Here is a 16,197-nt window from a genome sequence, read left to right on the forward strand (position 1 = left end):
CTTGTGCCTTGTGCCTAAAATAATAATGCATTATGGTTTACCTGTCAAGTAATTATTTGTTTTATTTAGATTTTTATAATTATTTGCTTATTTAATAAGCTTGTTTTCCTATAACGGCGAAAGTATAACCATTTATAAAATAGTTGGCTAGTTTTTTAGCGGACTTTTTTGTAAAGAAATGTAAAGATAAAAACGATTTGTCTTTATAGATAGGTGAATTTTCTAATTAAAATAAGGTGTTAGTTTTATAATTTTTTGTATTTTGCGGAATGATTAATATTGCTGATAACATCTAAAACACAAACACACCCAACAACCTAGTTTAGCGTACTAGCTTTACTTCGTTATCGGCATATTTTGATGCTGTGATAAAGCTGGCTGATTAACATTGTAGTGCTATAAGCGTGTTTCTTGCTCTAAAATCGTTCAGGTGGACTATTGATTTTATTGAAATTTTTATTTTTAAATAAACCTAGCGGTTATTGCAGGCTTAGAGGGGGCAGTGTAATGGTTTCGGATGTTGTCACTGATGTTAATTATTTCCACAAAAGGTCAAAACATTCGAAACCTAGCTAACCTAAATCAAAAATTAAAGCGTTTTTAACCAAGCTTTAACATCGCTACCTAAGCTTTTATGTCGCATTGCGTATTGTACAAATGTTTGTACATAGCCAAGTTTATTACCGCAGTCATGACTACGACCTTTTATGCAATAGGCATCAACACAATCTTCTTCCAGTAACATAGCAATTGCGTCGGTCAATTGAATTTCACCACCTGCACCTAATGGCGTTTTGGCAAGTAGAGGCCAGATTTTTTCAGATAGAACATAACGTCCAACAACGGATTCGTTTGATGGTGCTTCTTCAACTGATGGTTTTTCAACTACGCTGTACATTTGTGCAACATTACCCGCAGATAGCTCTTGACCACGACAATCAACAATACCGTAAGAAGAAACTAATTCTTTTGGCACGGGCTCTACCATGATTTGGCTATGTTTGGTTTCATGGTAATTTTTGATCATTGCAGCTAAATTATCGCTGGTAAGGTCACTTTCGTATTCATCGATAATCACATCAGGTAAAACAACAGCAAATGGTTCATCACCAACTAAAGGATAAGCACATAATACCGCATGACCAAGCCCTTTTGCCAAACCTTGGCGGACGCTAGTTATGGTAACATTTTTAGGTAAAATGCCTTGTACTTCCTGCAATAATTGACGTTTAACACGCGCCTCTAACATGGCTTCTAATTCAAAACTGGTATCGAAATGGTTTTCAATTGAGTTTTTTGATGAGTGCGTAACAAATATAATTTCAGTTATGCCTGCGGCAATACACTCTTTAACTACATATTGAATAAGTGGCTTGTCAACAACGGGGAGCATCTCTTTTGGAATAGCTTTAGTTGCTGGTAACATACGAGTACCCAAACCGGCAACAGGGATAACCGCTTTTGTTACTTTTCCATTTACTGAATTGTCTAAATTTGATGTCATTTTATTTCCTTAAAACAAATTAACTAATTATGTCGCTATGAGTAACTTCACTATGGCGACCATTAACAAATGTATTTTTGACTCGAACTGACTTTAACACATAAGCAATCCAAATACTGGTATAAATGATTGCTATCACAATATCTTTTATAAAAGAAAACTCAAATTTAACTTCAAATGGTAACACTATAAAAAGATACCAACATCTTTGAATTAGCTTAAAAACAATAAAACTGCTACTAAATATAATAAAAAAGTTAGGAAATTTATAACTTTTAGTAAAATATAAAAATATAATATAAGCGTTTAAAAGCAATAATAAACAATTTAGCCCCATGTCACCTAAAATAAACAGACCCAAATGAATTGTGTGCATTTTCGAGTAGGGATCCAATAATTGTGTCCATACGTCGATAAAATCAATCGCATTTAGTCTAGAAAAAGTAACATATCCAATAAAAATAAAACAAAAAAATAATTCAATACCAACTAAAATTAGCCAACCGCCTAATCCTTTAAGTTCTTTTTCCTTGATCATTTTTGTACCTGTTTAATAATCGATAAATCGTTAGATTCAATTAGCAAAGGATTATCTCTGTCTTTAGCTAAAGAATCAATAGCGATATAAACGATTTGGCAATTTTGTAACACGGCTTGTCTTACTACGAGTTTTGCTTTACGATCACGTGCCTCTTTTTGTGCTTTGCTGATGTAAAGGTCATCATATCCATCATCATATAATGAGGCTCTTTCAAATAAATTTGGCGTTCGCCAAAATGTCTGTTTGGGATAATTGCGAATAAGAATTTGATCGGTTAATTTGCCTTTTATTCCTGCATAACTACTGGGCAAATGTTTGCCTTCTCGACTCTGGCTAATATAAACATGCTGATAGCTTGGTTTATTTGAAGGGAGTGGGTTTAATAAAAATTCAATACCTGATAGGTTTGAATATTGACAATTTTCCATAGTTAAAGGTGCAGCTCGAAAGTTTAACGAGCTGCACCCAACAAGTAAAAATAATGTAACTGTAAATAAAATACGTGACATTTAACCAAATATATTTAAGACATCAAAATATTTGTAGATAGTCTATAACCTTAGTTACATTTTATCACTCACTTTTTCGGCTGTATGTGAAATGGCTTTTCCACCCGATTCGACATCTTGACCAACACCTTTTACGGTGTTACATCCAACAACTAGAGTCGCCATTGCTATACCTAATATTAACATTAACATTTTATGGAACATAAAAATACACTCCTTTATTAACATGATTGTTTTAGTGCAGCAAATGCTTCTGCCACACGTTCGATATTATGGTGATTTAAACCCGCTACACACATTCTTCCGCTACCCACCAAATAAATAGCAAAATTATCTTTTAATTGTGTAACTTGCTCTTTACTAAAACCGGTATAACTAAACATGCCCTGCTGTTTTACTAAATAATCAAAATGACAATCAGGTGCCGCTTTTTTTAATAATTCAACTAGAGTTGATCGCATGGTTACGATGCGAGTTCTCATGGAGTCGACTTCTTTTAACCATTGCGCTTTAAGTTCTGGATTATTTAAAACATAACTCACTAACTGCACGCCATATGCCGCTGGGGTTGAATAATTTTGGCGAACCGTTGCTTGTAACTGTCCTAACACGCGGTTAGCGATCTGGCTGTTATCACATAAAACAGATAATCCCCCCACTCGTTCACCATAAAGTGAAAATGTTTTCGAAAATGAGTTGCTAACAAATCCACACAATCCTACATCTGCCATTTTTCGAATCGCATAAACGTCTTGTTCAATACCTTTGCCAAAGCCTTGATAAGCAATATCCATAAATGGAATAAGATCTCGTGCTTGTAAAACTGCTATTACTTTATCCCACTGTGCTTGCGTTAGATCAGCGCCAGTTGGGTTATGGCAACAAGGGTGTAGTAAGACTATGCTTTTAGCAGGTAATTGATTTAATGTCTCAAGCATTGCTTCAAATTTTACGCCACATGTTTGTTCATCAAAGTAAGGATATTGGTTTACTTTAAAACCTGCACCATTAAAAATGGCGATGTGATTTTCCCAAGTTGGATCGCTGACCCATACTTGTGAATTTGGGAAATAGCGAAATAAAAAATCAGCACCTATTTTAAGAGCACCCGATCCGCCTAAGGTTTGTATCGTTGCGATACGTTTATCTTTAGAGGCCGAATGATCTTCACCAAATAATAAAGATTGGATCGCTTGGCAATAAGCTGGTAGGCCACTCATGGGTAAATACAATTGAGCATCTTGGTTGTGATGATAGATATAATCACGCGCCGTTTTAATACATTGTAATTGAGGCACTATGCTATTTTCATCATAATAATAACCAATACTTAAATTTATTTTGTTGTCTCGACTATCATTAATAAATTCAGTTACTAGTGATAAGATGGGGTCCCCTGCGTACGGCTCTACTTTTTCAAACATTTTTACAATCCAATTGGTACAAATAATAATAATAAATAATTGTAGATTATTGCACCAACTCTATTGGTGATCAATCATTAAATAATAGTTTAATAGCAAATAATTAAGTTGATTTTTGGTTGGAAAATTGGCGTTTTTTAATAAGAGGAATAAAGAACAAAATAACCCAAAAAGTCATGTTTTATATTAATTTTATACTGAAACACATAGTTACCTGAAACTTTTTGACAGAAATTAGCACCCATTGGTGCTAATCTGATAAGCAAATTTATTTAGCGGCAATAACTTCGATTTCGACTTTGGCATCTTTGGGAATTCGAGCTACTTGTACGCAAGAACGTGCAGGGAAAGATGCATTATTTTCAATAAAAAAGGCTTCGTATACTGCATTTACCGTAGCAAAGTCATTGATATCAGCTAAGAAAATAGTCGTTTTAACGATATTATTTACTTGATAGCCTGCCGCAGTGATGATCGCTTTAACATTCGCTAAACTTTGTTTGGCTTGCTCTTTAACACAAGTTGGCATTTCACCAGTTGTTGGATCTAATGGAATTTGTCCTGAGGCAAATAACATATTACCTAAATCTACTGCTTGAACATAAGGCCCAATAGCTGCTGGCGCTTTATCAGTACTAATTACTTTTGCCATGTCCGATTTTCTCCTTTTTAGTCTAAACTATTCTGTTTTGTAATTATTAATAATCGTCTTTTTCTCTTTCCTCATTTCAACAGGAACACAATTTTGTGTCAAGTCAGTGCAAAATTATGATCGTGGGACTTATTGAAATTTTCTGATATGATAATGGCAATTTTTCATTTATTACGAGAGTTAATATGTTCGAGAATTTAACCGACCGTTTATCACAGACATTCCGCAATATTAGTGGTCGAGGACGATTATCTGAAGATAATATCAAAGATGCATTGCGCGATGTTCGTATGGCACTACTTGAGGCCGATGTTGCACTACCCGTAGTTCGTGAATTTATTAATCAAGTTAAAGAAAAGGCTGTTGGATTAGATGTCAATAAGAGCTTAACCCCAGGTCAAGAATTTATCAAAATAGTTCAGGCAGAATTAACAACTGCTATGGGTGAGGTTAATAGTTCGCTCAATTTGGCAACTCAACCACCTGCAGTGATTTTAATGGCAGGTTTGCAAGGGGCAGGTAAAACAACGAGCGTTGCTAAGCTAGCTAAATTTTTAAAAGAAAAACATAAAAAGAAAGTGTTGGTTGTTTCTGCCGATGTTTATCGCCCTGCTGCGATTAAACAGCTAGAAACATTAGCTAAAGCTATTGATGTTGAAGTTTTTCCATCTGATATTGCTGAAAAGCCAGTCAATATTGTTAATAAAGCTATTTCGCATGCTAAATTGCAATTTTTTGATGTGTTAATTGTTGATACTGCAGGCCGTTTGCATGTTGATAGCGATATGATGGATGAAATCAAAGCGCTCCATCATGCTGTCAATCCAATTGAAACGCTATTTGTGGTCGATGCTATGACAGGGCAAGATGCCGCTAATACCGCTAAAGCGTTTAATGATGCATTACCGCTTACTGGTGTAATTTTAACAAAAGTTGACGGGGATGCTCGTGGTGGTGCAGCGTTATCAATTCGCCACATTACCGGTAAGCCAATTAAATTTTTAGGAATGGGTGAAAAGACAGACGCTTTAGAGCCATTTTATCCTGATCGCATTGCTTCACGTATTTTAGGTATGGGCGATGTGCTATCTTTAATTGAAGAATTACAAAGTAACGTCGATCGCGAAAAAGCCGAGAAAATTGCCAAGAAGCTAAAAAAAGGTGATAAATTTGATTTTAACGATTTCCAAGATCAGTTAAAACAGATGCGTAATATGGGCGGAATGGGGGCTTTGTTAGCTAAATTACCCGGTGTTGGTCAACTTCCTGATCATATTAAAGCACAGATGGATGATAAAATTACCATCAAAATGGAGGCAATCATTGGTTCAATGACATTAAAAGAGCGTGCTAATCCTGAAATCATTAAAGGTTCTCGTAAACGCCGTATTGCCAACGGTTCGGGAACTCAGGTTCAAGATGTCAACAAGCTGTTAAAACAGTTTGAAGATATGCAAAAGATGATGAAAAAGATGAAAGGTGGCGGCATGATGAAGATGATGCGCCAAATGAAAGGATTAATGGGCGGTGGTATGGGATTACCTCCTCGTTAAGTCATTAATACTAAATTTTCAATTAAATGAGTTATATCTGAGTACTTAGTAACTGTTAACTATAGCTTGCCGTACAACCACTATCCACTTATAAATAGTGCGATAGTGGTTTTAATTGTTTAATTGTTTGGTTTACTCGATTTTATTTTTACTGGGCGACTCATAGTTAGCACTGTACCTATTGATGAGGTAATAATAAAAATAATGGCTAACCACTGGTAGTGGGTTAGTTGTTCATGCAAAACAATGAATCCAGAAAGCGCGGCAAAAACAGGCGATAAGCTCATTAATGTACTAAATGTTTGTGCTGGTAATTTTGGTAGTGCAATCATGTCTAATCCATAAGGGATTGCTGATGCCAATAATGAGACCAGAAAAACCATTGGGAGCAATTCCAACGAAAACATGGTACTGCCACTTTGCCAAATTCCAATAGGAAATAAAAAGCACGAAGCAATGACTGATCCAATCGCTACGCTGGCTGAGCCATAAATAGTGCTGGCTTTGCGTCCAAATAAGATATAACACGCCCAACCACTTCCAGCTAATAGCGCAAATAAAATACCCTTGGGATCTAAATTGCTTGAAGCTTGTTCAATAGGTAAAAGCATAGCCAAGCCAATAATAGCAACACCTAACCAAATAAAATCAAGTACTTTACGCGAGGAGCACATCGCCACCATAATTGGCCCTGTGAGTTCAATGGCAACTGCAATACCTAGCGGAATTCTTGCGATTGCATTGTAAAACGCTAAATTCATACAACCAATTGAAATACCGTATAAAAAAATGTATTTTAATGCTTGTTTTGTCAGTGTTTTACGCCACGGCTTGAATATTAAAATTAACATAATTGCTGAAAAAAATAATCGCCAAGCTGTCATCCCTTCAGGCCCTAATACAGGAAACAGATATTTGGCTATTGAGGCACTGCCTTGCACTGAAATCATCGAGATAAAAATTAACAAAACAGGCCAAAACCTTTTAAGCATAAATAATTACCTTAAATTAAAGTTATTGTATATGAAACTAATGACAAAAAGTTTCAGGAAACTATGTGTTTGAGTATAAAAAGCATATATTTAATTGATTTATTGGCTAGTTAGTTTTCTCTTTTTACTGACAATAAGGCAAGATCTTGTAACGCTTGTTTATAAGGAGAATCAGGTAAAATTGCGATAACGTCAAACGCTTTTTGCGCTTCTTTTTGAGCAGTTTGTAACGTAAAATCTAGCGAACCACATTCGTCCATGATGTTTAAAATACGATCTAATAATTGTCGACCATTACCTTGCTCTATTGCTTGGCGTATTAATGCCGCATCTTGAGCATTTTTTGTGTGGTGCATAGCATGTAAAAGCGGTAGAGTGGGCTTGCCTTCGTTAAGATCGTCCCCTAAATTTTTACCTAATTTTTGGTTGCTATCAGCGCTATAATCGAGTAGATCATCAATGATTTGAAAGGCTGTGCCTAAATATTTTCCATATTCTTGTAAGGCGAGTTCTTGCTCCTCACTAGCTCCAGCTAGGACAGCAGCAGAATGCGCTGTTGCTTCAAATAGACGTGCCGTTTTTCGATAAATTACATCTAAATATTGTTCTTTTGTGATATCTGGATCGTTACAATTAATCAACTGTTGTACTTCACCTTCAGCTATTACATTGGTTGCAGCCGACATGATCGTCAATACTTTAAACGATTCTGTACGTACCATCATTTGAAAAGAGCGTGTGTAAATATAATCGCCAACTAATACGCTCGCGGCATTGCCAAAAAGTGCATTAGCGGTTGATTTGCCTCGGCGTAAATCGGATTCGTCAACAACATCATCATGCAATAAGGTGGCGGTATGAATAAATTCAATAAAAGCAGCAGTGATAATATGTTTATCGCCTTGGTAGTTGAGTGCTTTGGCTATTAATAATGCGATAACAGGACGTATACGTTTGCCACCACTACTAATGATGTAATTGCCTAATTGATTAATTAAAGCCACATCAGAAGTTAGTTCTGCCTGTATTGCCTCATTTACTTTGACTAAATCATTTTTAACAAGATCGAGTATTTGATTCATTGATGGAGTATTCATCAGCCTAACCACTACAAATAATAGATATTTATTTTCTATTATCTGATAAATATCTTTATGCAACAAGGTATCATCCATCTTATTTTAAAATAATACTACAAATGATAAGCATTTTCATTTAGAATAACTGTCATTAAGTTAAATATGATTATTATTATGAAGATTAACTTTGATATAGATCTCGATGATACTAAGGCCCCTTTGAGTCCAATTAAAAAAAAGCCTAAAAACAACTATGTATGTACATCAGTTTCTGTATTGTCGCATCTTATCTTATTTGCTTTGCTCTTTAGTTCTGCCTTGTTTGCTAAAAATGTTGCTGTTGATGAAGGCGATAATGCGATTAAAGCTATTATGGTCGATCTATCCCAATTTGCCGCCCCTGAACAATCATTAGTTGAAAATACTCCAGAAATTCAAGGTGCAGAAAATAGTGAACTGATCGATAACAAAAAAATTGAAGAAAAACCAGTTGATCCTGTTGTTGAACCTGAAGTAGTTAAGGAAGAAAATCCTGAATCTATTCTCGAAAAAATATCCGATAAATCAACGGTTGAACCCCAAAAGGAAGTTGTAGTAAAAAAAGAGAAAAAGCCGAAAAAAAAGCGCAGGCCAGTCCAAAAAGCTTCTCATAAACAAGTTAGGCAAGAAGTGGTTAGTGATAATTTGGCAAATACCTCTGTTGCACCCAAACTTTCAGATAATCGCCAATATTCAGGTAATCCTTCTCCAATTAGACGGAATCAACCTGAGTATCCACGCCGAGCGCTTGATATGCGCTTAGAAGGCTACGTGGTAGCAATGTTTGATATTAACAGCGATGGGCGAGTTGAAAATATTCGCATTGTTGAAGCAAATCCTAATAATATATTTAATCGTTCGGTAATAAATGCCATGAAAACTTGGAAATACAAACCAATTCCAGCAAAAGACCTAAAAATTAGAATTATTTTTAATCGTGATAAATCAATTAAGTTGGATTAATAATTAGGTAGATAAAAACAAAAAACCGTAATTTTTATTTTAAAAATTACGGTAACGACACAATTAATGAGTAAATTTATTTTCCATTAATTTTTCAATTTCAGCTGGGTCTTTTGGAACATCACCTGTCAGAACTTCATTTCCTGTGTCAGTAATTAAAATGTTATCTTCGATCCGAATACCGATACCTTTATATTGTGCTGGTACATCTGATTCTTGATTAATATAAAGCCCTGGTTCAACGGTCAATACCATTCCTGGCTCTAAAATTCGATCTCGTCCACTACCAACATCATGTACATCAATACCTAACCAATGGCCTAAACCGTGCATGTAATATTGTGTATAAGCTTTATTAGCAATTAAGCTATCAACATCACCTTGCATAATTCCGAGTTTTACTAAACCTTCTACCATCGTTCTTATAACTTGATTATTGACTTCCATAATTGAAGTGCCCGGTTTAAATAATTTAATGGCTTGATATTGTGATGCTAAAACGATGTTATAAATTTCAAGTTGAGCTTGGTTAAATTTGCCATTGATAGGAAAAGTGCGAGTTATATCGCCTGCATAGTACTGATATTCACAACCCGCATCAATTAAAACTAAATCGCCATTTTTTAACTGCTGACTATTATTTTCATAATGTAGTATACATCCATTATTACCACTACCAACAATGGTGTTATAAGATGGTGCTCGTGCGCCATGCCACGCAAATTCATGCAAGATTTCAGCTTCTAGTTGATACTCATACATATTCGGTTTACATCTTTGCATTGCTCGAACGTGAGATTGAGCGCTGATTTTGCAAGCCTTGCGCAATATTTTTATTTCAAAATCTGATTTAAACATGCGCATTTGATGAACTATCGGTCGCCAATCGATCGTGCTGTTTGGTGCATAAAGATTTAATCTACTCCCTTGTCGCAGAGTATTCATTGTGCGATCTACGATTCTATCGGCATATTGATACTGTTGGTCAGCATGGTAAACCGCCGTTTTGCCATTTAATAAATCAGGTAATACTTTTTCAATCTCATCAAATATATAAGCTTCATCAACAAAAACCGTCTTTAATGCGGCATCTTGACCTAAACGGTAACCTGTCCAAGTCTCTGCTAGCGTATCTTTTGGGCGATTAAATAATATGTATTTAGTTGTATTATCTTTTTGTTTAACTACTGCAAATACCGCTTCTGGTTCAGAAAAAAGTGTAAAATACCAAAAGTCGCTATTTTGTCGATATGGGTAGTGGGTGTCATTACTCCTCGTCATTTCTGGAGCAGCAAAAAAAAGTGCAACACTATTTGGTATCATTTGAGCTAGTAATTTTTCTCGACGTGCAAAAAGTTCTGTTTCGATATCAGTATTTATCATTGTGATGCCCCTGAAGATGTAATGTTATTAATATCAATGGATTGTTGGAGGTGTGTCAGCCTCATTAAATTCGTTAAATTCATCAAAACATAGCATAGAAGTTATGCGAACATACTCTTTTATCTCTTCAAAAGCAAAACCAAGCTCTTGTTGATCTTCATTTTCATCATAGCCTAGTTTAACAATTTGACGTAGGTCATAAATAGCTTCACCAACATCACCTTTAATGTGGTTAATTTTAGATTGCACAAGTCCAATACCAAGTAAGAAATGATTTACCCAACCAACTAAATCATCCAGTTGTGTATATAAATCTTTGTCGCTAAGTAATAACTGAAAGCTGAAATCTTCTTCAAAAAATTGCTGTTTGATAAGCGCATAAAGTTGGCTAATTTTTTCATCTAATGATGTTGGCATTTTTTGACCATTGTTTAACATATCCTCAACTAATGGACGCCAGCTCTCGTCATTGTTACCTCCAGCTAATATGCCTGAAAGAAAACCATGTAACTCAGCAGCGGTAATGCCTATTTTATTTTGGATTAATTGGCGATTAAATTCGTCGTAATTAATAGTATCTGACATAAACTTCCCCTAATATTATTACATCAAGAAAAATGCACTCTGCACTTTCTTCAATTATTAGTATATAATTTGCATCTAATTATAAATCATAAACAGATTGCTTTGCTTTATAAAGGAATTATTTTGAACATTATAGGATTTATCATGAAATTTTCACTGCAATTATCATTTTTTGCAGGATTAACATTATCATTAACCTCCTGTAGTTCGTTTTTATCGAATAAAGGCGTAATTGTCCTTGATGTGCAAGATAAAATACATACCTATGTAACCAGTCAAGACTTACCTAAATCTTATAAATTGGGTAATAGTGAGCAGGAATTACAGCGATTCGAGGCTTTCTGTAGAGAGGAGATCCGCGTATCACAACTTGATGGTAGTGAAGAAATCGTTTTTGAGAATATTAAACATGGAATCCATGGACAGGTAGAATTTAAAAAATGTAGTGATAAAGTCACTCGTATCTACCGATACTGATAAAGTATGGCTATCTTAATATGATAGCTAATACGACGACTTAATATAAAAGATCGATGAAATCTTACTAGCCTTTCAGGCAGTTTTTATTTATATTGGTCGGTGAAACAAAATATTTTGGGAGTAAAATAATATGTATAAACAAGATGTAACTATTACTGCATCTAACGGTCTTCATACCCGCCCTGCTGCACAATTTGTTAAAGAAGCAAAGAACTTTAATGCAGAAATTACTGTCACATCTAATGGTAAAAGTGCGAGTGCTAAAAGTCTGTTTAAGTTACAAACATTAGGCTTATCACAAGGCACAACTATTACCATTTCTGCCGAAGGTGAAGACGAAAAAGAAGCAGTTGCTCATTTAGTAAAATTAATTCCTGAGTTGGAATAATAACTCCCGATTAGCTATGAACGGTTTTAAAATAGAATAAGGATTAAATGTTATGGTATCAGGTACACTTGTTTCCCCCGGTATCGCTTTTGCTAAAGCGCTATTATTAAAAGAAGAGCCTATTGTTATTAGTAATAGGCAAATTCTTGATAACAAGATTGAGGCTGAAATTGAGCGCTTCAAGGAAGCTCGCCAAAAATCAAGTAAACAGCTACATACGATTATGGAACGAGCAAAATCCACATTAGGCGAAGATAAAGCGGCCATTTTTGAAGGGCATATTATGCTTCTTGAAGATGAGGATCTTGAACAAGAAGTTATTTCTCGTATTCAAAGTAAACATTCAACCGCTGATGCCGCTGTTCAATCTGTATTTGAAACTCAAGCTAAAGAATTAGAAAATCTAGATGATGAATATCTAAAAGAACGTGCCGCAGATATTCGTGATATTGGTAAACGTTTACTCAAAAATATTTTAGGTATTGAAATTGTTGACTTGAGTGCTATTAGCCAACCATGTATTTTAGTTGCAACCGATTTAACACCTTCTGAAACAGCTCAGCTAAACTTGGATATGGTGCTAGGTTTTATTACTGACGCTGGTGGACGCACCTCGCATACTTCAATTATGGCTCGCTCTTTAGAGATACCAGCTATCGTCGGAACATCTAATGCAACTCAAGCAATCAAACATGGCGATTTTGTTATTTTAGATGCTATAAATAATGCTATTTATATCAATCCAGATCACACAACGCAAGAAAAATTAAAACAAGTTCAAGCTAAATATATTAGTGATAAAGAAGAACTAGCTAAATTGAAAGATCTACCTGCTGTAACCCTTGATGGTCATCAAGTAGAGATTTGTGGTAACATCGGTACAGTACGCGATATTGCAGGTGCTGAACGTAACGGTTATGAAGGTGTTGGTCTATACCGTACTGAATTCTTATTTATGGATCGCGAAGCTTATCCTGATGAAGAAGAACAGTTTAAAGCATATAAAGAAGTAGCTGAATCAACCAATGGTTTATCGGTAATTGTCCGTACCATGGATATTGGTGGCGATAAGGATATACCTTATATGCATTTACCAAAAGAAGAGAATCCATTCTTAGGTTGGCGAGCAATTCGAATCTGTTTAGATCGTAAAGAAGTACTTCATGCACAACTACGCGCAATTTTGCGTGCATCAGCATTTGGTAAATTGCGCATTATGTTCCCAATGATTATTTCTGTTGAAGAAATCCGAACATTAAAATCCGAAATCAATACTCTTAAAGAACAATTGACTGCTGAAGGAAAATCATTTGATAAAAATATTGAAATCGGTGTAATGATTGAAACTCCTGCAGCCGCTGTGATTGCACATCACTTAGCCAAGGAAGTAGACTTTTTTAGTATCGGTACCAATGACTTAACTCAATATACACTTGCCGTTGACCGTGGTAACGAATTAATTTCTCACCTTTATAATCCGTTTTCGCCTTCAGTGTTAACTCTGATTAAAAATGTTATCGATGCTTCTCATAAAGAAGGTAAATGGACAGGTATGTGTGGAGAGCTTGCTGGTGATGAAAGAGCCACAATCTTATTGCTTGGTATGGGACTTGATGAATTTAGTATGAGTGCAGTATCAATTCCTAAAATCAAAAAATTAATTCGCAATACTAACTATGAAGAAGCGAAAAAATTTGCTGATACTGTATTAGAAAAAGCAACTTCTAAAGAAATCATTGATTTAATTGAAAATTACACTGCTGAAAAGCAAATTTGTTAGGAGGCAATAATGGGTCTATTCGATAAAATTAAGCAATTCGTATCCGATGATAATAAAAACAGCATCGAGATTATTGCTCCCTTAAGTGGCGAAATTGTCAAAATCGAAGATGTACCAGATGTGGTTTTTGCTGAAAAAATCGTTGGTGATGGGGTAGCAATTAAACCTTCTGGTAATAAAATTGTCGCTCCATTAAGTGGAAAAATAGGCAAAATTTTCGAAACCAACCACGCTTTTGCTATAGAATCGGATGAAGGCATTGAGCTTTTTGTTCACTTTGGTATTGATACAGTAGAACTAAAAGGTGAAGGCTTCAAACGAGTTGCTGAAGAAGGTCAGCAGGTAAAAGTAGGTGATACCATTATTGAAATTGATTTACCTCTACTTGAAAGCAAAGCTAAATCCGTATTAACTCCGGTAGTTATTTCTAATATGGAAACCATAATAGAATTAAATAAATTATCTGGCTCTGTCGAAGCAGGTAAAACTCCAATAATGCGTGTGAAAAAATAATTTTTTCACTATTATAAAAAACCTTCAGTTTTAACTGAAGGTTTTTTTTATATTATAACTTATCTTTTTTAATAATACTTAACGCCATTTTTTGTATTGGTTGATTAAGCTATTGGTTGAATCATCGTGAGAGCTAACTAGTTTATCATCTGCTAATTCAGGTAAAATACGTCCAGCAAGTTGTTTACCAAGTTCAACACCCCATTGATCAAAACTAAATATATTAAGAATAACTCCTTGAGTAAAGATTTTATGCTCATACATCGCAACTAAGGCACCAAGAGTATAAGGTGTAATTTTTTTCACTAATATTGAATTAGTTGGTTTATTACCTTCAAATACTTTAAATGGTACAACAGATTTCACTTCATCAAGATTTTTTCCTGCAGCTATGAACTCTTGCTCGACCTGTTCTCTTGTTTTACCAAAAGCTAAAGCTTCAGTTTGAGCAAAAAAGTTAGATAATAATTTTGGGTGATGATCTCCAACTGGATTATGGCTTATTGCTGGCGCAATAAAATCACAAGGGATGAGTTTAGTACCCTGGTGAATTAATTGATAAAATGCATGTTGACCATTGGTTCCTGGTTCGCCCCAAATAATTGGGCCTGTTGTGTAAGGTGTTTTATTACCGTTGCGATCGACACTTTTACCATTTGACTCCATATTTCCTTGTTGGAAATAAGCCGCAAAACGGTGCATGTACTGATCATATGGTAAAATAGCTTCAGTTTCAGCACCACAAAAATTGTTGTACCAAATACCAATTAATGCCAGTAACGTTGGGATATTTTTATCAATTGGTGCGCTCTGGAAGTGCTTATCCATCGCATGGCCACCAGCTAAAAATTGTTTGAAGTTATCAAAACCAATTGATAAAACAATCGATAAGCCAATTGCCGACCAAGATGAATAACGTCCACCAACCCAATCCCAAAATTCAAACATATTAGCTGTATCAATACCAAATTTTTCAACTTCTTTAGCATTAGTTGAAAGTGCAACAAAGTGCAAAGCAACTGCTTTATCATCTTTAGCAGCATCAAGTAACCATGCTCGTGCTGTTTGTGCATTTGTCATAGTTTCTTGAGTGGTAAAAGTTTTGGATGCAACCAAAAATAAAGTAGTTTCAGGATTTAGGCCTTTTAACGCTTCAACGATATGTGTGCCATCTACATTTGATACGAAATGCATGTTCAAGTGGTTTTTGTAAGGTCGTAGTGCTTCGGTAATCATTACTGGCCCTAGATCCGAACCACCAATACCAATATTGACCACATCAGTAATGGCTTTACCAGTGTATCCTTTCCATTCACCATTAATGATTTTTTTACTGAATGATTCCATCTTAGCTAAGACAGTATTAACATCATCCATCACATTCTTACCATCAACATAAATTGGTGTATTTGATACATTACGTAATGCAACATGTAATACAGCTCGATTTTCTGTACGATTAATCTTTTCACCACTATACATGGCTTTAGTAGCACCAATTAGATCGCATTCATCAGCTAGCTTATAAAGCAACTCTAGCGTCTCTTGTGTCACTCTATTTTTAGATAAATCAACCAAAAACTCTTCTTCAAAAGGAATAGTAAGCTTTTCAACACGTTTTGGTTCTTCTTCCAGAATTTGTGCAATGGTTTTATTGTGGTGTTTTTCGTAACTAGCTTGAAGGGATTTCCAAGATTGGGTTGTTGTTGGATCAATTGATTTTAACATAATTTATTCCTTAAATAATATTGCATTATAGTCATAATATAACTATGCCTAACATGATGCAAGATAAGGATCTCATCGATTAAA

17 protein-coding genes are annotated in these 16,197 nt (G+C 35.1%); 6 read left to right on the top strand and 11 right to left on the bottom strand.

Features of this window, described 5'->3' with window-relative positions; all coding sequences use genetic code 11:
- Positions 1 to 589: 589 nt before the first annotated feature.
- From galU to B9N71_RS11205, 6 genes are all read right to left on the bottom strand, one after another.
- Positions 590 to 1,504 (bottom strand): UTP--glucose-1-phosphate uridylyltransferase GalU, encoded by a 915-nt coding sequence (galU, locus tag B9N71_RS11180; RefSeq protein ID WP_085165994.1) that lies wholly within the window; start codon positions 1,502 to 1,504, stop codon positions 590 to 592.
- 19 nt (positions 1,505 to 1,523) lie between these two features.
- Positions 1,524 to 2,042 carry a DUF2569 domain-containing protein gene (locus tag B9N71_RS11185; RefSeq protein WP_085165995.1) on the bottom strand — a complete coding sequence of 173 codons (519 nt, stop codon included), beginning with the start codon at positions 2,040 to 2,042 and terminating at the stop codon, positions 1,524 to 1,526.
- A complete protein-coding gene (locus B9N71_RS11190) occupies positions 2,039 to 2,554 on the bottom strand; it encodes a hypothetical protein (protein WP_085165996.1) in 516 nt (171 codons plus the stop codon). Before B9N71_RS11190 ends, B9N71_RS11185 begins: the two co-directional genes overlap by 4 nt.
- 54 nt (positions 2,555 to 2,608) lie before the next feature.
- Entirely contained in the window at positions 2,609 to 2,740 is a 132-nt protein-coding gene (locus B9N71_RS11195; protein WP_370738315.1) for an entericidin A/B family lipoprotein, read from the bottom strand.
- Positions 2,741 to 2,775: 35 nt separating this feature from the next.
- On the bottom strand, positions 2,776 to 3,978 hold the full coding sequence (locus tag B9N71_RS11200) for an amino acid aminotransferase (RefSeq protein WP_085165997.1): 1,203 nt from the start codon (positions 3,976 to 3,978) through the stop codon (positions 2,776 to 2,778).
- Positions 3,979 to 4,246: 268 nt separating this feature from the next.
- Positions 4,247 to 4,630, bottom strand: a complete 384-nt coding sequence (locus B9N71_RS11205) for a RidA family protein (protein WP_085165998.1) — start codon at positions 4,628 to 4,630, stop codon at positions 4,247 to 4,249.
- Positions 4,631 to 4,815: 185 nt separating this feature from the next.
- On the opposite strand from B9N71_RS11205, the gene ffh reads away from it, so the two are divergent.
- Positions 4,816 to 6,183 (top strand): signal recognition particle protein, encoded by a 1,368-nt coding sequence (ffh, locus tag B9N71_RS11210; protein ID WP_034915314.1) that lies wholly within the window; start codon positions 4,816 to 4,818, stop codon positions 6,181 to 6,183.
- 119 nt (positions 6,184 to 6,302) lie between these two features.
- Here ffh and B9N71_RS11215 read toward each other — a convergent pair whose 3' ends face one another.
- Both B9N71_RS11215 and ispB read right to left on the bottom strand, forming a co-directional pair.
- On the bottom strand, positions 6,303 to 7,175 hold the full coding sequence (locus B9N71_RS11215) for an EamA family transporter (protein WP_085165999.1): 873 nt from the start codon (positions 7,173 to 7,175) through the stop codon (positions 6,303 to 6,305).
- 110 nt (positions 7,176 to 7,285) lie between these two features.
- Complete coding sequence (ispB, locus tag B9N71_RS11220; protein WP_085166000.1) at positions 7,286 to 8,272, bottom strand: octaprenyl diphosphate synthase; 987 nt, start codon at positions 8,270 to 8,272, stop codon at positions 7,286 to 7,288.
- 156 nt (positions 8,273 to 8,428) lie between these two features.
- Between ispB and B9N71_RS11225 the strand changes: the two genes are divergently transcribed.
- The gene (locus B9N71_RS11225; protein WP_167370107.1) at positions 8,429 to 9,256 is read left to right on the top strand and encodes a TonB family protein; all 828 of its coding nucleotides are present in this window, start codon (positions 8,429 to 8,431) and stop codon (positions 9,254 to 9,256) included.
- A 63-nt stretch (positions 9,257 to 9,319) separates the two neighbouring features.
- Here B9N71_RS11225 and pepP read toward each other — a convergent pair whose 3' ends face one another.
- Both pepP and B9N71_RS11235 read right to left on the bottom strand, forming a co-directional pair.
- The gene (gene pepP / locus B9N71_RS11230) at positions 9,320 to 10,639 is read right to left on the bottom strand and encodes a Xaa-Pro aminopeptidase (protein ID WP_085166002.1); all 1,320 of its coding nucleotides are present in this window, start codon (positions 10,637 to 10,639) and stop codon (positions 9,320 to 9,322) included.
- Between the two features lie 33 nt (positions 10,640 to 10,672).
- Positions 10,673 to 11,224 carry a UPF0149 family protein gene (locus B9N71_RS11235; protein ID WP_085166003.1) on the bottom strand — a complete coding sequence of 184 codons (552 nt, stop codon included), beginning with the start codon at positions 11,222 to 11,224 and terminating at the stop codon, positions 10,673 to 10,675.
- Between the two features lie 144 nt (positions 11,225 to 11,368).
- On the opposite strand from B9N71_RS11235, the gene B9N71_RS11240 reads away from it, so the two are divergent.
- From B9N71_RS11240 to crr, 4 genes are all read left to right on the top strand, one after another.
- Positions 11,369 to 11,701, top strand: coding sequence for a hypothetical protein (locus B9N71_RS11240; protein ID WP_085166004.1), 333 nt, complete (start codon positions 11,369 to 11,371; stop codon positions 11,699 to 11,701).
- Between the two features lie 133 nt (positions 11,702 to 11,834).
- Positions 11,835 to 12,092 carry a phosphocarrier protein Hpr gene (ptsH, locus tag B9N71_RS11245; protein ID WP_034911114.1) on the top strand — a complete coding sequence of 86 codons (258 nt, stop codon included), beginning with the start codon at positions 11,835 to 11,837 and terminating at the stop codon, positions 12,090 to 12,092.
- 52 nt (positions 12,093 to 12,144) lie between these two features.
- Positions 12,145 to 13,872, top strand: a complete 1,728-nt coding sequence (gene ptsI, locus B9N71_RS11250) for a phosphoenolpyruvate-protein phosphotransferase PtsI (protein ID WP_085166005.1) — start codon at positions 12,145 to 12,147, stop codon at positions 13,870 to 13,872.
- A gap of 9 nt (positions 13,873 to 13,881) precedes the next feature.
- Entirely contained in the window at positions 13,882 to 14,385 is a 504-nt protein-coding gene (crr, locus tag B9N71_RS11255; protein ID WP_034911117.1) for a PTS glucose transporter subunit IIA, read from the top strand.
- Between the two features lie 78 nt (positions 14,386 to 14,463).
- Here crr and pgi read toward each other — a convergent pair whose 3' ends face one another.
- A complete protein-coding gene (gene pgi / locus B9N71_RS11260; protein ID WP_085166006.1) occupies positions 14,464 to 16,113 on the bottom strand; it encodes a glucose-6-phosphate isomerase in 1,650 nt (549 codons plus the stop codon).
- Between the last annotated feature and the right edge of the window lie 84 nt (positions 16,114 to 16,197).

The sequence above is a fragment of the Gilliamella bombi genome (assembly GCF_900103255.1).
In the GTDB taxonomy this organism is placed as follows: domain Bacteria; phylum Pseudomonadota; class Gammaproteobacteria; order Enterobacterales; family Orbaceae; genus Gilliamella; species Gilliamella bombi.

What these genes read in the sequence shown, in the direction of transcription:
- B9N71_RS11195 (WP_370738315.1), bottom strand. Translation starts at nt 2,740, where the DNA reads ATGTTAATATTAGGTATAGCAATGGCGACTCTAGTTGTTGGATGTAAC.
- ptsI (WP_085166005.1), top strand. Translation starts at nt 12,145, where the DNA reads ATGGTATCAGGTACACTTGTTTCCCCCGGTATCGCTTTTGCTAAAGCG.
- B9N71_RS11215 (WP_085165999.1), bottom strand. Translation starts at nt 7,175, where the DNA reads ATGCTTAAAAGGTTTTGGCCTGTTTTGTTAATTTTTATCTCGATGATT.
- crr (WP_034911117.1), top strand. Translation starts at nt 13,882, where the DNA reads ATGGGTCTATTCGATAAAATTAAGCAATTCGTATCCGATGATAATAAA.
- B9N71_RS11240 (WP_085166004.1), top strand. Translation starts at nt 11,369, where the DNA reads ATGAAATTTTCACTGCAATTATCATTTTTTGCAGGATTAACATTATCA.
- galU (WP_085165994.1), bottom strand. Translation starts at nt 1,504, where the DNA reads ATGACATCAAATTTAGACAATTCAGTAAATGGAAAAGTAACAAAAGCG.
- B9N71_RS11190 (WP_085165996.1), bottom strand. Translation starts at nt 2,554, where the DNA reads ATGTCACGTATTTTATTTACAGTTACATTATTTTTACTTGTTGGGTGC.
- ispB (WP_085166000.1), bottom strand. Translation starts at nt 8,272, where the DNA reads ATGAATACTCCATCAATGAATCAAATACTCGATCTTGTTAAAAATGAT.
- B9N71_RS11225 (WP_167370107.1), top strand. Translation starts at nt 8,429, where the DNA reads ATGAAGATTAACTTTGATATAGATCTCGATGATACTAAGGCCCCTTTG.
- ptsH (WP_034911114.1), top strand. Translation starts at nt 11,835, where the DNA reads ATGTATAAACAAGATGTAACTATTACTGCATCTAACGGTCTTCATACC.
- ffh (WP_034915314.1), top strand. Translation starts at nt 4,816, where the DNA reads ATGTTCGAGAATTTAACCGACCGTTTATCACAGACATTCCGCAATATT.
- B9N71_RS11235 (WP_085166003.1), bottom strand. Translation starts at nt 11,224, where the DNA reads ATGTCAGATACTATTAATTACGACGAATTTAATCGCCAATTAATCCAA.
- B9N71_RS11185 (WP_085165995.1), bottom strand. Translation starts at nt 2,042, where the DNA reads ATGATCAAGGAAAAAGAACTTAAAGGATTAGGCGGTTGGCTAATTTTA.
- pepP (WP_085166002.1), bottom strand. Translation starts at nt 10,639, where the DNA reads ATGATAAATACTGATATCGAAACAGAACTTTTTGCACGTCGAGAAAAA.
- B9N71_RS11200 (WP_085165997.1), bottom strand. Translation starts at nt 3,978, where the DNA reads ATGTTTGAAAAAGTAGAGCCGTACGCAGGGGACCCCATCTTATCACTA.
- B9N71_RS11205 (WP_085165998.1), bottom strand. Translation starts at nt 4,630, where the DNA reads ATGGCAAAAGTAATTAGTACTGATAAAGCGCCAGCAGCTATTGGGCCT.
- pgi (WP_085166006.1), bottom strand. Translation starts at nt 16,113, where the DNA reads ATGTTAAAATCAATTGATCCAACAACAACCCAATCTTGGAAATCCCTT.